The sequence below is a fragment of the [Borrelia] finlandensis genome, assembly GCF_030438365.2.
GTDB classification, from domain to species: domain Bacteria; phylum Spirochaetota; class Spirochaetia; order Borreliales; family Borreliaceae; genus Borreliella; species Borreliella finlandensis.
This window is the reverse complement of the sequence record NZ_CP124070.1, coordinates 828280-846230: the sequence shown is the minus strand read 5'-3', so window position 1 is coordinate 846230 and position 17951 is coordinate 828280. Positions and strand designations below refer to the sequence as shown.

Sequence of the window (17951 nt, the reverse complement as noted above, 5' to 3'; positions counted from 1 at the left end):
ACTAAGTTTTAAAAGATTTTTTAACCTTTTTTATCTCAAATGCTTCAATTATATCTCCTTCTTTAATATTAGCATAATTATCAATCATAATACCACACTCATATTGCTCAGCAACTTCTTTAACATCATCTTTAAATCGCTTTAAAGATGAAATTTTGCCGGAATGAATCTGCAAACCATCTCTCATTACATTAGTAATAGCATCTCGCTTTATTAGCCCCCGAGAAACATAACAACCGGCTATTACCCCTATTTTAGGAACATTTATTACAGCTCTCACTTCAGCAAAGCCAATAAACTGCTGCTCAACATCTGGCTCAAGCATCCCTTCAAGAACTGATTTAACATCATTTATAGCATCATAAATAACATTATACTTTCTAATCTCAACTTTTTCCTGATCTGCTAGTACCTGAGCTTTTGCAGTAGGCCTTACATGGAATCCAATAACAATAGCATCGCTTGCTGAAGCAAAGCTAATATCTGTTTCGGTTATTACCCCTGCTGATGAATGCACAACTCTTACTCTAACCTCATCGTTTGTTAATTTTTCAAGAGAATTCTTTAAAGCCTCCACTGAGCCTTGAACATCTGCTTTTAAAATTATTTTAAGCTCTTTAAGCGTTCCTTCTTTGATTGAATCATAAAGATTTAACATAGTAACTTTCTTTACATTTTTGGAAGATTCATATTTTTTAAGATCTTGTCTTTTAGAACTGATCAATTTTGCTTCCTTTTCAGTCTTAGTTACTTGAAAAGGATCCCCGGCTTGAGGCATTGAAGAAAATCCTAAAACACTAATGGCTTTAGCAGGTCCAACACTCTTAACAGGAACACCCTTTTCGCTAATTAATGCCTTAACTTTACCATAGCACGCTCCACCTACAAAAGAATCTCCCACATAAAGCGTTCCATCCTCAATAATAACAGAACAAACTATTCCGCGCCCCAAATCAATCTTGGCATCAAGCACTTTTCCAATAGCTCTTTTGGATGGATTTGCCTTTAATAACATCATATCCGACTGTAAAAGAATCATATCAAGTAGTTCAGAAATTCCTATGTTTTTAAGAGCAGAAATCATTACAAAAATAGTGTCTCCCCCCCAATCCTCAGATACTAAGCCGTATTCTGAAAGCTGATGTTTAATCTTATCGGGATTTGAATCTGGTAAATCAATCTTATTTATAGCAACAATAATTGGAACATTTGCTTCTTTTGCATGATTGATAGCTTCAATAGTTTGAGGCATAACACCATCAATTGCTGACACAACAAGAACAACAATATCTGTAACTTGAGCACCACGACTTCTCATCATAGTAAAAGCTTCATGACCAGGAGTATCTAAAAATGTTATTTCTCGATCATTATAAACAATAGTATAAGCTCCAATATGCTGAGTAATACCACCGGACTCTGTTTGATTTATATCTATATTTTGAAGCACAGAAAGTAGTTTAGTCTTACCATGATCAACATGCCCCATTATTGTAATAACAGGGGGCTTTTCAACTCTTTTACTTTGATCTTCCACTTCTTCTTCTATAACCGTTTCATCATAAATAGAGACAACATTAACTTTTGAACCATATTCTTCAACTAAAATAGTTGCAGTATCAGAATCTATCTTTTCATTAATAGTAACCATTACGCCCAAAGCCATTAATTTAGCAATCAAATCAGAAGATTTTAAATTCATCTTTCTTGCAAGATCGGAAACAGTAATGCTGCCCATAATATCAATTGACTTTGGAATAGGGTTAGCTAAATTTTCTCTCTTCTTTTTTTGAAGTTGTTCAAAAACTTTTTGTTCAATTGTTTTACTCTCAGTTTCTGCTTTTTTTCTCTTATAGCTTTTTTGACTCTCTTGTTGCTGTTTTTTTTTCTCGCCAAGCTTACGATTTAACTCTTTACTATTCTCAGAATCTGCTGTAGGTGTGCTGCTAACAATAGCGGGAACTTTGGTTTTTATAACTCTTCTAAAAGACATAGAAGTAGTAGTATATTTATTTTGAGAATTATTTTTGGCAACATATGTTTTCTTTGCTGAGCCTTGATATTGAGAGGATAAGCTGTCTCTGCTTTGTGAATATCCACCAGTTCTATTATCCCTGTTTTGTGAATATCCACCAGTTCTATTATCCCTGTTTTGTGAATACCCACCAGTTCTATTATCCCTGTTTTGTGAATACCCACCAGTTCTGCTGTCCCTGTTTTGTGAATACCCACCAGTTCTATTGTCTCTGTTTTGTGAATACCCACCAGTTCTGTTGTCCCTGTTTTGTGAATACCCACCAGTTCTATTGTCCCTATTTTGTGAATATCCACCAGTTCTGTTATCCCTGTTTTGTGAATATCCGCCTCTGTTGTCTCTGTTTTGTGAATACCCGCCAACTCTGTTGTCTCTGTTTTGCGAATATTCAGCCTTATTACTGTGATTATGCAAATCAACAGAGCTATTTGAATCATTTTTACCGCTTAAATCATTATGTGTTACAATTTTTACTACCTTCTTTTTTAACTTAATAATCTTAACTTTTTTGCCATCTTCATTTTTAATATCATCAATGTTTTTCGACAAACCTACTCCTCCTCAAACTCAAAACTAAGCCCTATTTTACAACCCGGACAGGAGGTCATATTTTCATTAATAACAACACCGCATTCAGGACAAAGAAGCTCTTCATCTTCTTCTACCTTTTCCATAGACTCATCATTGTCATTAGCAATTATTATCATCCCCTCTTTTAATATTTTGTTAATTTCTTCTTGTTTTTCATAACTTACACCAAGATTAAAAAGCACTCCCTCATCTGCTTGTAAAAAATTGTTAATATCATCAAGCCCCTCTTTTGATAAATTAGAAATCACAGAAGGATCAAGCAATTTAAGATCACTTATTTTACTAATCTCTTCAAATTGTTCCTCTTCAACAACATCCTGCATAACTTTATCAAACATTTCGAGTGTTTCTTGCTTAAGCTCCGAATTAGCTTTCATTTCTGCAAATTGACTGCTGGTTTTAACATCAATAGCCCAGTCAAGAAGTCTATTAGCAAGTCTAACATTTTGTCCCATTTTACCTATAGCAAGAGAAAGTTGGTCATCACTAACAACCACTAAAGCTTTATGTAAATCCTCGTCAAGAATATAAACATGCTCTATCTTTGAAGGAGTCAAAGAATCCTTTATAAATTCTTTAATATCTTTACTATAGGGAATAATATCAATTTTTTCTCCTTCAAGTTCCTTAATTATAGATTGAATTCTGACTCCTTTTTGCCCTATACAAGGACCAACAGGATCAATCTCTTCTTTTTCAGAATAAACAGCGACTTTGATTCTGTAACCAGGATCGCGAACTATTTTATGAATCTTAATAATACCTTCTTCAATTTCTGGAATTTCAAGCGCTAAAAGCTCTTCAATAAACTTTGGATGGGTTCTAGAAAGAATAACTTCAATACCATTTTTACCCTTTTTGACATTATAAACTAAAACTCTAATCTTATCATTAAGGTTATAAACTTCTCTTGGCGATTGATATTTCTTGGGAATTATACCATCCGTATTGCCAAGATTAACATAAAGATCACCATTTCTATTTTGTTGAACGTACCCAATAACAACCTTATTCAACTTACTTTTAAATTCTGATAAAATTTCATTATCCTCAATTCCTTGCAGGTCATTTTTGGTTCTTTGTTTTGCAACCTGAATAGAAAGCCTATCAAAAACTTTAGGATTAATTTCAATGTAAGCATAATCACCTTCTACAATATTTTCCTTTGAGATATCTTTTTCTAATATTTCAAGAAAAGAATCTTTTACCTCTTTTACAATTTTCTTTTTTGCATAAACAGACAAATCTCCCGTATCATCATCAAACTTAATAAAAGCATTCTCATTGCTTCCAAAATACTTCTTATAAGCTATTAATACTGATTCTTTAATTGTTTTTCTAATAGAATCTATACTCATGCCGCGATCATTTGCAATATTTACAATCATATGCCCCGTGCCCTTTATCATCCAAACTTCCTCCTTAAACTAATCTAGCCTTTTTAACATCACTATAAAAAACATTTACTTCTTTGCTATCTGTTTTAAAAATAAAACTTTTTGGCTTTGACTCTAATATAAAACCCTCTTCAAATTCATTATCCAACATCAACTTAATCTTTTTACCTTCAAAAATTTTAAACTCTCTGTCACTTTTTATTTTTCTATCTATTCCTGGAGTAGAAAGCTCTAAAGTAAAACCATATTTAAGATTTGCTTCTAAAATTAATAAAATTATCTTATGCAAATCAGTCAAAAAATCAATATCTAAGGAAAAATTTTTACTATAAAGAACTATTTTAATTTTTCCATTATTTTTATTTCTAAAGATATTAATTTCTAATATCTCAACATTTAACCGCCCTGTTAAATCTTTTATCAAATTAAAAACTTCATTACTTTCGTCAAAATACTTAATCAACTGTATTCCTAAAAATAATAAGGTTCTTTAAAAGAACCTTATTAAATACATAAACTAAACCTTAAGTCAAGGTTAACACTTAGCAAAAATAATGTCAACATTAAACCAAATTATAAGATTTGGCCAAAGAAAGCTTTATCACCTTATAAGCTCCCAATTGCATAATAAGATCTTCACAAATAGACATAGATGCTCCTGTAGTAACAATATCATCAAGTAAAACAATCCTTTTAAACTGAAAATTTTTATATTTTGATCTTAATTTAATTTTATTTTCAAGATTTTTAAATCTGAGATTCCCTTTCATTAACTTCTGACTTTTTCCATACTTTCTTGAAAAAATATTTATATAATTAAAACCAAAACGGCTTAATGAAATGCCAATGTATTCCATATGATCAAAACCATAAAATAATTTTCTTTTAAAACTACAAGGAACAGTTACTATTTGATCAAAATCAATATTATTTAAACATTCAGCAATGCCACTTGCTAAAAATCTACCAATTGACTTTTGAGCATCCCTTTTATAAGACAAAATTAAAGATTTATAATGCTCTTTATATTCAAAAAAATAAATCAAATTCTCATCAAATTTAATATTAAAATTAAAAAGTGACTTACATTGGTCACAAAGAGCATTAGAAGATACATATCTTTTTCCGCAAAAAACACACAAAGGTAAAAATATACTCTTTAAAACATTTAAATAGCTCATACTAACTAGACTGAGAAATAACCTTTAAAACAATTTGATTTAACAGCTCAATTGATTGAAAAGGGGTAATATTATTAATATCTATGTTAGAAATAAAATTTTTTAACTCTAAATACTCATTTAATTTAATATGAATATCAGTGTCATTTTTCAAGATCTCTTTATCATTACCATCAGAAGAAACATGGGGAAGAAACTCTAAACAAGAGTTGCCCTCTCGGCCCACCAAACTTTCTAGAATAACATTAGCTCTATCTATTACCCTTAAAGGAAGTCCTGCTATGCGAGCAACATAAATCCCATAAGAATTAAGAGATGGTTTTTCTTCAACTTCTCTTAAGAAAACAAGATCGTTGCCCTGCTTTTCAATTTTCATTGAAAGATTAATAAAAGCTTTATGATTAATAGACGACAATTCATGAAAATGTGTGGCAAACAAACTTCTAGCTTTAATATACTCTAAAATATACTCTATAATAGAATAAGCAATGGCAAGCCCATCATTTGTACTAGTGCCTCTTCCAACCTCATCCATAATTATTAAACTCTTTTCTGTTGCATTCCTTAAAATATTGGCTGTTTCATTCATTTCAACTAAAAAAGTGGATTCCCCTTTGGCAATGTTATCACTTGCTCCAATTCTGCAAAAAATTTTATCTGTAATGCCTATTAAAGCTTTAGAAGCTGGCACAAAAGAACCTATATGCGCCATTAAAGTAATTAAAGCCACCTGACGCAAATAGGTTGATTTACCTGCCATATTAGGCCCAGTAATTAAACAAAAATACTTTTCTTTATCAATCCTTACAAAATTTTCAGTAAAGATTTCAGTGTTTTTCACATAATGCTCAACAACAGGATGTCGAGACTTGTCAAGAAGAATTTCTTTACCAGATGTCAATACAGGCCTTTTATATTCATTTTTTTTTGCCAAAAAACCAAAGTTAACAACTAAATCAATATATGCAAAAAATTCTGCAACCTTTTTAAGAACTTTATTATGCATAACAACATTTGATGCTATTTCATCAAAAATTTCCTGTTCAAAAGCAACCACATTATCTTCAGCATTATTAATATCCACCTCAAGAGAAATAAGTTTTTCTGTTTTATATCTTTTTGAAGAATTTAAAGCTTGGCTTTCTATAAAATGCGGTGGCACTTGAGCATAATTACTCTTTGTAACTTCAAAAAATAATCCCCTATTATTAATTTTTCTAATCTTTAGGTTATTAATCTTGCTAAGCAATCTCTCTGATTCAAGATATTGATCAATATATTTATTTGCATTAATCTTTAAATCTTTTAAATTATCAAGCTTTAAGTCATAACCTCTTTTAATAAGTTCATCAGGCGCACTTGAAATTGCACTATTTATCAAAAAATAAACTTTAGAAATACTATCCTCTTCAAATTTATCAAAATTCCAATAATCAAAATTATGCTTGTCAAATAACTTTTTTACGGTAAAAAATACAGAAAGAGCTTTTTCAATAAATAAAAAATCTTTTTTAATATATCTTTTCATTTGAATCCTAGATATTATTCTCTCAATATCCCATATATTAATAAAAGTTTCTCTTAAAGTCACAGTCAAGCTAATATTTTTGCAAAAAAATTCAACATGATCTAGTCTGGTATTAATCTCAGAAATATTTAAAATTGGATTTAAAATAAATTCTCTTAAAAGTCTCTTTCCCATTGCAGTTTTGCAATCATTTAACACAGAATATAATGAATATTGAGAAGAAAAATCATTATTATTTTTTACAAGTTCAAGATTAACTTGAGTTACGTCATCAAGAAACATATACGAAGAATCATTATTAATATCTATTTTATCAATATTACTTAATAAATTTTTTAAATTATTTTTTATATGATTTATAATAAGAAAAATTGAAATGTAATAGGGCTTTTCCTCATCAAATCCAAGAGAGCTCAATCCAAGTATGTTAAAATGCTCCTTTATTGTTTTTATTGCAATATCCTTATCAAGATGCCAAGTAGGAACTCTGTTGATTAAAAATCTACTAAGATTAAGCTTCTCTGAGTATTCATAATAAAAATTTTCAGAAACTATTATCTCTTTAGGAGAGTATTTCTCAAGATCCCTTTTAAGTTTTTCAAAAAAACCATTCTCATAAAACATTATTCCAAGACTGGAAGTAGATAAATCTATATAAGAAAACGAATAATAATCTTTATAATCACTAATAGCAACTAAATAGTTATTAATATCATCATTTAAAAAATCTTCATCAATAATAACACCTGGGGTTATTACCTCAACAACCTCTCTTTCTAAAGGCCCCCCAGAAGTAGAATTAGACGCTTGTTCACAAATTGCAACCTTTTTATCAAATAAAATTAATTTCCTTATATATTCTTTACTGGTATGATAAGGAACCCCACACATTGGAACATTTTCTCTTTTTGTCAACGTTAAATTAAGAAGCTTGCTTACCTCAATTGCATCATCAAAAAACATTTCATAAAAACTTCCTACTCTGAAAAAAAGAACAGCATCTTTATATTTTTTCTTGATATCTAAATACTGCCTTATCATTGGGGTAACATTTTTTTCCATATGCTTCCTAAATAATATTGAATTACAATTGATATTATAAAATAAATATAATTCATTTAAAAAGAAAGAATATAAAATGATAAAAAGACTATAAAAGAAATATTTTACGCAATTAAACGCTATTTAATTATTAAAAAGCCTAATGTTTTAAATTTAATTAATTTTAAAAAATTTGCAAAAAACTTTTACAATAAACAATAATTTTTTGCTTAAGTTAAATTTAAACTTATTCTGAATCAAAATATTACAGATTTAAAAAAGAAAGCAATATCCTTAAAAGAAAAGTCTTTAAGGGTTTTTATTGTCCTTTTCTAAAAGATGCTTAACAACATCGCCTGTTATATCAACAGTGCTATTGTGGTAAAGAATATATGGATTATTTTTTTTCATAATCAAAGAAAACCCATTAATTTCTGCAACATATTGAATACCACGAAGTATTTTACTTAAAGATTCACTATTATTATTTAAACTATTAATGTTGGCCAATCTCTGCTGTTCTAAATTATTCTTTGCTAAACTAGACACTCTCTTTAGCTCATCAACTTTCAAATTATATTGATTTCCAAAAGATCTTGCATTATCTAAATCATTATCAGCAATCGATTTATCATACATATGTTTTAAACTCTTAAGCTCTAAATTTAACGTATTTATTTGTTCTTGATACCGATTTTTTATTTGATCAAGATTAGCTTTCAATTGAGGATTTAAAACTTCAATCACAATTCTATCAAAATCAACAATTCCTATCTTAATAACATCTATCGAAAAAACATTAAAAGATAATAAAAAAAACAATGGTAAAATCAAAAAAAACACAAATTTCTCCATAGCATTAATCAATATCTCATCTCAATTCCTAAGAAAAATTTAAATCCAGAATAATATTTGTAATAGCTGTTAACCTTATCATTGTCAAAATAAAAAGGATAAGCTATTACAAAAGAAAGCGGCAATTGAGGCAAAAGACTTCTAATTCCAGTTCCCCAGCTAAAAGCAAAACTACTAAAAGGTCTAAACAAAGAATTTTCTTGCCCTTCTAAAGAATAGGAAGCAAAATCTATAAAAAAAGCATCCCAAACTAAAATATTTTTTAACAAAGGAATAGATATCTGCACAGTATTTACAAAAGAACTGTAAATATTTTTCAAAATCCCCCAACCTCTAGCCTGCATAAAATTTTCACTAAGAATTATGTGGTGATGAGGTTGAATTTCAATTTCAAAACCATTACCAAGAGGAGGTAATATATTTGAATAGACGCTCCTTAAGGTCAAAATAATATCAAAATAAGGAGTAAACACATCCTCATATCCTAAAAGAGAAAAATATCTCTCAAAGGTTGTAGAAGATTTAATAAAATGGCTCTGACCAAATAAAAATCCACCAAAAAAATCAAACTGCTGCTTAAGCAAAAATCCATTATTAGATAAAGAAGTAGAATTTCTTGTATCCCAAGCCGCGCTCAAACTAAGAGAATTTTCAAATCTAAAAGTTTTGTAATTGTCTCTTAAATAATAATTTGAAGGTCTGTTAACCTCATTATCATAAAAAACATATTTTAAAGCAGTTTGCAAAGTGCCAAGAAGGGTTTGCTTACCAAGATAATTAGAAAAAGTATACCCGGTAAACGCTCCAAAACTAAGTTTAAGCAAAGAATAATTCATAGCATTAAAATCAGAAAAGCTTTTAGCATCTCGATATTCTTCCCAACTTGTAAATGGATCAGGAACTTCCCTTTTGCCAGAAAAAATAGGCCCATTAATATCCTGATAAGCAGTATTAACAGAATGTGAAAAATCTATAAATCCGCCTACGGTCCATCTTTTTTGAAAAAACCAATTATCTCTAAATGTCAAACTAAGACTTTGCTCTAAAAAAGATAAATTTAGTCTTGCTGCAAAATAATAGCCTTCGCCTAAAAAATTGGAAAGCTCCCACTGCCCAAATACTGAGAATGGAAACGAAGAATTTGAATTGCCTCCAAAATTCATACCAAATCCAAAATTACTTGTTGCTCGCTCCTCAATGTTTAAATTTATTTTCATAAGCCCTTCTGTATTGCCTGGAACAATATCAGGAATTACATTTGAAAAATAACCAAGCTGCTGTAAATTTGCCATACCCATCTTAAACTTGTCCAAACTAAAAACATCTCCCTCTTGAAGAGGAATCTCTCTAAGTATTACATGCGAAGCTGTATTTTTATTTTTAGAAACAGTAATAGACTCAATATGAGCTTTATCCTTTTCTAAAATTTTAATTAACAAATCAACAAATTCCCCTCTTATCTTTTGTGAAGGAATAATTTCTGTAAAAATATATCCTTCTTTAAAATAACTTTCCTTAATTTTGGCAAAATCCTGCTCAAATTTAGAATCATTAAAAATATCACCTTCGCTAAAGGTAATAAAACTTTTTAATTCTTCCAAACTAAAAACTGAATTACCAGAAATTTCAAGCTTTCCAAATCTAAAAACATTGCCTTCTGAAAGAAAATATTTCAAAAAAACTTCCTTTTCTAGTCTTTTAGGATCTTTAAGGGAATCTTTAATATCAACAGTGCTATTGATAATCTTAACATCAATATATCCATTATTTTTATAAAAAGACTCTAGTTGACGCTTGTCCTTATCAACATTACTTTTTAAATATTTACCATCTGAGAAAAGAGACACTACTCTTGATGCTAAAGATTTCCTCAAGGTATTACTTTTAAAGCTTAAATTTCCTTCAAAGTCAATCCCCTTAACAACATATTTGGGTCCAGCTACTATATTAAAAATAATATCAACTAAATTTCCCTCTTCTTTGATTTCAAAATTTGCAGAAACCTCAAGATATCCCATGTCTTTATACATCTCTTCAAGCTTGCTAATACCTTTATTAACACTTGCAAGATTTAAAGGTTCACTGGTTTTAATATTCACCTTCTCAACAAGTTCGCTATTCCAAAAAACTCTACTGCTATCAGAAAAAACAACAGAATTAACTAAAGATTTTTCTTTTACAATAAATGTAATAAAAAGATCCTCACCGTCTATTTTAAATATAGGCTTAATAAGCCCAGAAAAATGATCAAGAGAATAAAGATCAATTTGCAATTTATCAAAAATTTCATTAGAATATGACACGCCAATGTAAGGTTTTAAAATATTAATAAAATCTCTCTCCTTCTTATTCTTAAGTCCTTCAAAATTAATACCCTTTATTATTTTCCCCTTGTAATTTTCAACTTGACCAAAACTAAAAACAACAAAAAATATTAAAAAACTTACAAAAAACAAACCTCTAATTGAACCCATCTTAACCTCTTAACAATTTAATATTTAAATTTCCAAGAAATGCCTATATTATTTCCTATTCCATCTAAACCTTTTTTCATAAAATTGTAATCAAGCTCATAATTAACCAAAAAAAATGGAGAATCAAACTCAATACCCAAATTGATAACAAAATTTAAATCTTTTGAAAAAGGAGTCATTTGTTCTTTCAAAAAACCAAAGCCCCCACTAATAAAAACACCCTCAACAAGATATTTGCCTACCTTAACACTTGTATTGTCAAGAACATCAACAAAAGTAGGATTCCCGATTTTGAAAAAATTACTATTAATAGAATTTTTCAATATATCTGTCTTTATACTCAACAAGTCTAAGTTTAATACAGAACGCATATAATCTTCAATGGGTTGAATTAAAAAATCAAGAGCAATGTCACTTACTATTCCAATTGCCATTTCAGCAGCATTAGTCCCTGCCGATCGCAATCCTCCCTCATACCCCCCTATTGTTGAGCCTGAAAGCAAATATTTAATCTCCTGCTCATTTCTAGAAGGATAAGACATAAACTCAATTTTCCATAAACTTAAAGGACTATCAATGCTTATTGTAACAAGCAGTTTATCATTTCTATCCTTAATAGTATTTGTAGCCTCCGCTTTTATCCATGGATCAAATTTAGCCCTACTCTCATTAAAGGATATATAAGAGCCACTTTTAAAGATAAATTTTTTATTATTATAATTAACAAAACCACTTGCAATATTCAAATCCCCCTTAATAATAAAATCATCTGTTTTTGTATCAGATTTTATTACAAGTTTATCCCCTCTTGAAATAGTAGCCTGTAAAAAAGAAATATTACTATCTGGCCAATGAAAAGTAACACCGCTGTCAAAATTTATCTCAAGATCGGTTAAAATATCAAAATCTAGAAGATTAATATCAGTTTGCAATCTTTTTGCTCGCTTGAAAGGATTTATTAATAAATCAACAACAGAACTTTCAAGAGAATAAACCCAAGCATTTGAAATATTTAAAATACCTTTAAACATAATTTCATCGGCATTTCCTTCAATTGAAAAATCGCCTAAAGCATAGCCTGTAAAGCTTAAGGCAATTTTGTCAAATTTAATAGGAACTCCCGTTCTACCAGTCACATTAATATCTATTTTGTAATAATCAATAATAGTATCACTTAAAAAATTTAAATTTAAACTAGTAGAAACAAAAATCTTGGAATATCGATCTAGGTCAAACTCATTATTAAAAATTATTTTATTATCCTGAATTGCAACTGGCATATCAAATATTTCTAAAGCTCTATCACCACCAAATTTTCTAGAAGCTCTTAAATACTCAGTGCTAATTGATCCTTTTTGAATATTTAAATTTCCATTAATATTAGGATTATATAAATCCCCATCAATATCGAATTCACCATTTAAAACAAGATCGTAAAGAATAAAATGATTGTCAACATTAAATAAAAAATGTGAATCCAAAAAATCTTTGGTGATTATTTTTGAATCAAATTTAATATCTCTCACATTTCCAAGAATTTTATTTTTAATTATTTTGCCTGACGAATTAAAACTAAGAGGCAAATAATCTTTTAAAATAAAGCTATATTCTCCACTGCCATAATGATATAAAACATTAATAAGGTCATAATCAATTGAAGCCATATTAAATTTTTCAAAATCATTGCTAAATTCAATCGTAAGATTGAATAAAGATTCATTTTTATACTTAATATCTCTAAAGAAAAATTCGCCCTGTGTTTTGGTTTTCAAAACTCCAAATTGCTCTTCAACTCCACTTTGGAAATTTCTAAAATTTGCATTAAATTTGTAAGAAAACAAGTCGCTATTAAAAACTATATTAGATACCCCTATAGAACTGCTTAGGTCATATCTTAAGCTCCCAGTAAGAAACTCTTTTTTATTGCGCTTGGCTTTTATGTCATATATGTTAAGCTTATTATCCAATAGTCCTAAATTCATAGAAAACTGAACGGGAACGCCCAAAAAAGTTAATTTATCTGCCTCAAGATATCCACTCAAAGAATAATTTTTAAAATCATTCTTTTTAAAATTTAGCAAAAAATTACCATTAACCTTTCCCTCTAAAAGGGATAAAGAATTAAAATTGTAAAAATCTAAGTCTTGAAATTTAAGCAAAAAATAACTTCCATATTCATCGGAATTAACCCCTAAAAAATATCTCTCTGAATTTAAGCTAGAAAATAGATTCAAACTTCCATTAAAATTATCTTTTAAAGTGAATTGTCCATATCCTTGCAAATTTGAAAGTTTGTTTACAAGTTTAACATCAGAAATGTACAATTTATCATATTCATATAAGCCCTTAAAACCAAAATTGAAATTATAGGCAGGTATTTTAGAAGCTTTTATTATATTAAACTGGTCTATTTTAAATTTCAAATCTTTATTAAGGCCTAAATAGTTCCCATAAAAATTTATATTTATTAAAAGATCAGAGGTTTTATTGTAAACCTTAAAATCATTAACATTAAGAACATAAACTATTTTAGAATCAAAATAATTAAAATCTAATTTAATACCAAGAGGAGATTCGGCAACAATAAACTTATCTTTAAGATTAACATTAAAATGCAAAGGATAAACTTTATTCAAATAAGAAAAATTCGTGCTAATATTAAACCCACTTTCAAATAGCTCAATAAACAAGTTAGAATGCAAATTGTGCTCATTGTACTGCAAATCAAAATTATTTGATTTGTAAAATTTTTTTTCTCCACTGGCATCAAGCACAAATTTGAAATTGTTTAACTTTGAAAATACCATGAAATTGAATTTTTTTAATTTATTTTTATGATAATCAAATTTATTTAAATTAAAATCAGAAACCAAACTTAAATATTTACCTGAAAATAAAGTCTTGGGGAAAAAATTTATCAAGTGAGAATTGGGAATAACTTCTTTTAAAAAAAGCAAAGGAAATTCTTTAATGCCTAAGCTTAAAGAAAATTCTTCATCATTAAGATCTCCTTTTAAAGAAATTTGAGAGTTTTCATTTTCTAAATAAATCAAATAGTCAACAAAAATTTTATCCTTTAAAAAATAAGTTTTTAAAATTAAATTTTGAAAACTAAGATTTCCAAGACTAAAATTATCAGACTTAACCGAAAAAATATCTTTATCTTTATTAAAATCTAAATACCCATTTAGGTCATTAAAGTTTAAAATTTTTGCAGACTTAAAGTCAAGACGTCCCATTGGAAGCAAATCTTTCAAAGAATAATAACCTTTATAGTTTACAACCCCCCTTTTAAGCTTTAAAAAAGCATTCTTAACACTTACAATTCTATCATCCCCCTTGATTTCAAGCTGCAAGCCTTGAACTTCTTTGCCTATAGTATCTACATTTAAAGACGAATCTATTATTCCTGCATATCTTAAATCTTTGTCCTTAAAATCATAAGAAAATGCCAATTGCCCATTTAAACTTATATCAAAATAATCTTTATAAATTTCAAAGCCTTTGTTTAGCTTAATCCAATCTAAAAGATTAACATTGAAAAATAAAGCATCTAATCGAACAAAACCATTAGTCTTGTCATAACTTAAATTAAAATCAAAATTCTCTCTTCGTAAATTAAAAATTTTTAAATTTCCTTTTGAATAATTTATTTGGAACCCCTGCTCAAGTAAAGAAAAATAACTTGTTTTAAATTCAAAAAAGCTAAAATTAACATAGCCATCCTCAAAGCCTTTTTTAAATTTCCCCTCAAAATAGAAAGTTGAATCCAAAATTCCATCATCAACTCTTTCAGAGGGTAAATTAATTTCTAAATTTTTAACAGCATTAAAATCAACCACAGAGCTAAATAAAAAATCTTCATCTACGGTACTTAAGGAAAAATTTTTAACTTGAAAATTAAGCCAACTATTATCATTAAGCTTGATATTAATATTGATATTTTCTAAATTAATATTTAATCTATAAAGATAGTTTAAAATTTTATTAAAAACTGCATTTTCATTGTTAGAATAGGCATTGCTAGGATTTAAATCGCCAGATAAACTAAAGTCGCTTATATCAAAATTGAAATTACTCCCCTTAACGTAAACATTTAAAATAATATTTTCATCACCCAAAATTAATTTAAACAGATTTAAATCTATCCTAACAATATCTATTAATATTTTATCTTTTCCATCCAAGCTTAACTCTAAACCGTCTATCTTGATTGATGATAAGAAATACGGTGAAATTTTATCATATTTAATCTTAAAGCCAAATTTTGATTCAAGATATTTTATAGCAAAAAACTTTGCAGAATAAATTTGAACTTGAACAAATAGATTAATGGAAAAAATTATTAAAACAAAAATAAAAAATGGCAAAATCAACAATAAAAATGTCTTACTTCTCAAAAACAACAAATTCATACACTCTATCGATAATTATTATTATATAATAATTATCGATAACCTAATTATTGACACCATAAGAAAGGAAAAAAATATTTGTGATTAAAATATTGAAAAACTTTTATTGCATAGAAGGAATCGATGGAAGCGGAAAAACAAGCATCACTAATAAACTGAAAGCTCTTTGCAACGATGAATCAAGGTATTATTTTACAAAAGAACCATCAAGCGGAATAATTGGAGAGCTGATAAAAGAACAATTGATGAATTTTGAAAATCCTTTAGAAGAATCAACATTTGCATATCTTTATGCTGCAGACCGACACGATCATTTATATAAAAAAGGTGGAATACTGGAAATTTTAAACACAAAATCTAGAAAAATAATAACTGATCGCTATTTATTCTCATCGATTGCATATCAAGGAAAATTAGGATATGAATTAAATAAAAATTTCCCATTGCCTGAAAAAGTATTCTTTATCGAAACAGACCCAAACATAGCTTACGAAAGAATACAGAAAAATAGAACACAAAGTGATCTTTTTGAACTTGAAAAATATAAAACTTTTGAACAAATTGCTCTAAAATATTTAAAAATATTTAAAAAACTAGAAAAAAAAATTAATGTGATTTACATCAACAATTCAATAAAAGATAATTTAGATAAAAACGCAAAAAAAATTTTCAATCTAATAAAATTCTAATATAATTAATCATATGCGTATTTTCAAAAATGTCCCCTTCCAAATAAATTTAATTTTATTTCTTTTAGTATCAGTTGCAAAGATAAATGCATCGTCCAAATTTTATTACGCAGAACAATGGTATGTAATCTTTAATTCTCAAATGAAAAAAAACCCTGAAAACTATAAAAAAAATATATTTTTTCTTCAAAAAGCCTTAAAATACCCATTTGGAAATCCAAAATATTCTCTAACTAAAATAGAAACCAAAGAACAGTGGGGAAAATATAAACTTCTTTTCAAAATGCATGTAAACTTGCTTCTAGTTAGGCAAAATTTATATTTAGGAGATTTATTCGACACAAGAAATTTACATTTTTTCAAAACTCCAGAAAAAGATGGAATTATTTCCAATCTAGAAAAATCAAAAAAATTATATAAATTAGCTATTAATTACTACAGCGAAGCACTAAAATACCACAAAAAACTTGAAAATTACAAATCTGTTAAACTAGAAAACGATGGAATAACAAACTGGGAAGATGAATATCATAAAATTTCTCTTAAAGAGCTTAATTACTATGATATTATCGAAAAAGAACTACTAAGAATTGACGAAACTAAAGCATTTTTTAAACAAAGGCCAAAATATTATTAAAAAAACTCTTTGCCCTCTTTGGAAAAAAAAATTTTATTTATATAATCCCTATTTAAAGAAAACTTAAAAACAAGATCTTTAAAATTATCCTTACTTAAAATACTATATTCTGAGAAAAGAGTTATTAAGGCTCTTTCTGCTAAAAAAGGCAGTTCTAAAATATTTCTTAAAATTTCAGCTCTAAATTCACACGCTTTTTCACTATCTAAAGAATTTACAAAATTGGAATTTTCAACATCAGTGCTTAGCGCTACAATTTCATTTTCAAGAAATTTTTTATCTCCTTGTGAATATAGCAAAGCAAATGGCTTTAAAAAAGAAAAAAAATATTCCTTGCCTATAAGATAATGGTGCATTGAACACCTTGTAGAGTAATTTGGGTAAATAGCAGATTCAATCTCTTCATCGCCACCAACAATAAGCAAAGGATCAAAATAAGGAGCTGGAATTTCTTTATTGTTGTAAAAATAATACCTATACGAAAAAAAAGATTCTTCCATACAATCAATGTGCCCACAATAAGCTCCAAGCTTATAAATCTTATCTGAATATTCTACTAAAAGCTTGGCAGTATCATTAAAAGATTCTTTTCTAAAATTATAAAGCAGTGTAGGCAATATAAATAAAATATTCTCATTTGATGAAATTTTATTTAAAACAAAAATTAAACGTTCATCATAAAAACATGCCTCATCAATAATAAAAGTGCCACAACTAGGATTAGAGGCTATTAAATTTTCAATATCAAAAGAGTTGCTAGCATAACCAATCTCATCAATTTTATCTTTTCCACCACCTCTATATGGTATTACGTTTTCTGGATAATCTTGAAACCTCCTCTTGTCGAGAAAATTTCTAATAAAAAATACATTAACCCTACTTCTATTTCCTTTAATAATATTGCCCAATACCCTGAAAGATTTTTTTCTTACAACAAGCGAATCTTTATAAATTTTTGCAGCATATTCTGTTTTTCCACTTCCCATGGGTCCAACTACAAGAATTAAGTTTATTTTTACCCTAAAATCAAAATGACTAACAGAGATAATGTTATTTAATTTAGTATCTTCTTTATTAGCAAAGTCTAAACAAAAACCCAAAAATCCTC

General features: G+C 28.2%; 11 protein-coding genes. 2 read left to right on the top strand and 9 right to left on the bottom strand.

Translation table 11 applies throughout. The features are described 5' to 3' along the window. Position 1 precedes the first annotated feature (1 nt). The 8 genes from infB to QIA19_RS04565 all read right to left on the bottom strand — a co-directional run bounded on the left by infB (position 2) and on the right by QIA19_RS04565 (position 15517). Positions 2–2584, bottom strand: coding sequence for a translation initiation factor IF-2 (infB, locus tag QIA19_RS04600; protein WP_301366129.1), 2583 nt, complete (start codon positions 2582–2584; stop codon positions 2–4). A 2-nt stretch (positions 2585–2586) separates the two neighbouring features. After that, the gene (nusA, locus tag QIA19_RS04595) at positions 2587–4035 is read right to left on the bottom strand and encodes a transcription termination factor NusA (RefSeq protein ID WP_301366127.1); all 1449 of its coding nucleotides are present in this window, start codon (positions 4033–4035) and stop codon (positions 2587–2589) included. A gap of 13 nt (positions 4036–4048) precedes the next feature. Further along, entirely contained in the window at positions 4049–4486 is a 438-nt protein-coding gene (gene rimP, locus QIA19_RS04590; protein ID WP_301366125.1) for a ribosome maturation factor RimP, read from the bottom strand. Between the two features lie 100 nt (positions 4487–4586). After that, a complete protein-coding gene (locus tag QIA19_RS04585) occupies positions 4587–5204 on the bottom strand; it encodes a ComF family protein (protein WP_008882116.1) in 618 nt (205 codons plus the stop codon). A 1-nt stretch (position 5205) separates the two neighbouring features. Next, positions 5206–7794: a DNA mismatch repair protein MutS gene (mutS, locus tag QIA19_RS04580; RefSeq protein WP_301366122.1), complete on the bottom strand. Its 2589-nt coding sequence runs from the start codon at positions 7792–7794 to the stop codon at positions 5206–5208. A 288-nt stretch (positions 7795–8082) separates the two neighbouring features. After that, positions 8083–8616 carry an OmpH family outer membrane protein gene (locus tag QIA19_RS04575; protein WP_008882138.1) on the bottom strand — a complete coding sequence of 178 codons (534 nt, stop codon included), beginning with the start codon at positions 8614–8616 and terminating at the stop codon, positions 8083–8085. A gap of 20 nt (positions 8617–8636) precedes the next feature. Further along, positions 8637–11102 (bottom strand): outer membrane protein assembly factor BamA, encoded by a 2466-nt coding sequence (gene bamA, locus QIA19_RS04570; RefSeq protein WP_301366119.1) that lies wholly within the window; start codon positions 11100–11102, stop codon positions 8637–8639. Positions 11103–11119: 17 nt separating this feature from the next. Beyond that, a complete protein-coding gene (locus QIA19_RS04565; protein ID WP_301366117.1) occupies positions 11120–15517 on the bottom strand; it encodes a translocation/assembly module TamB domain-containing protein in 4398 nt (1465 codons plus the stop codon). An 80-nt stretch (positions 15518–15597) separates the two neighbouring features. On the opposite strand from QIA19_RS04565, the gene tmk reads away from it, so the two are divergent. Further along, positions 15598–16206: a dTMP kinase gene (tmk, locus tag QIA19_RS04560; protein ID WP_301366115.1), complete on the top strand. Its 609-nt coding sequence runs from the start codon at positions 15598–15600 to the stop codon at positions 16204–16206. 13 nt (positions 16207–16219) lie between these two features. Next, complete coding sequence (locus QIA19_RS04555; RefSeq protein ID WP_008882132.1) at positions 16220–16843, top strand: hypothetical protein; 624 nt, start codon at positions 16220–16222, stop codon at positions 16841–16843. Here the strand turns inward: QIA19_RS04555 and QIA19_RS04550 are convergent. Next, positions 16840–17943: a thymidine kinase gene (locus QIA19_RS04550; RefSeq protein WP_301366112.1), complete on the bottom strand. Its 1104-nt coding sequence runs from the start codon at positions 17941–17943 to the stop codon at positions 16840–16842. The two genes, QIA19_RS04555 and QIA19_RS04550, sit on opposite strands and share 4 nt — an antisense overlap. Positions 17944–17951: the final 8 nt, after the last annotated feature.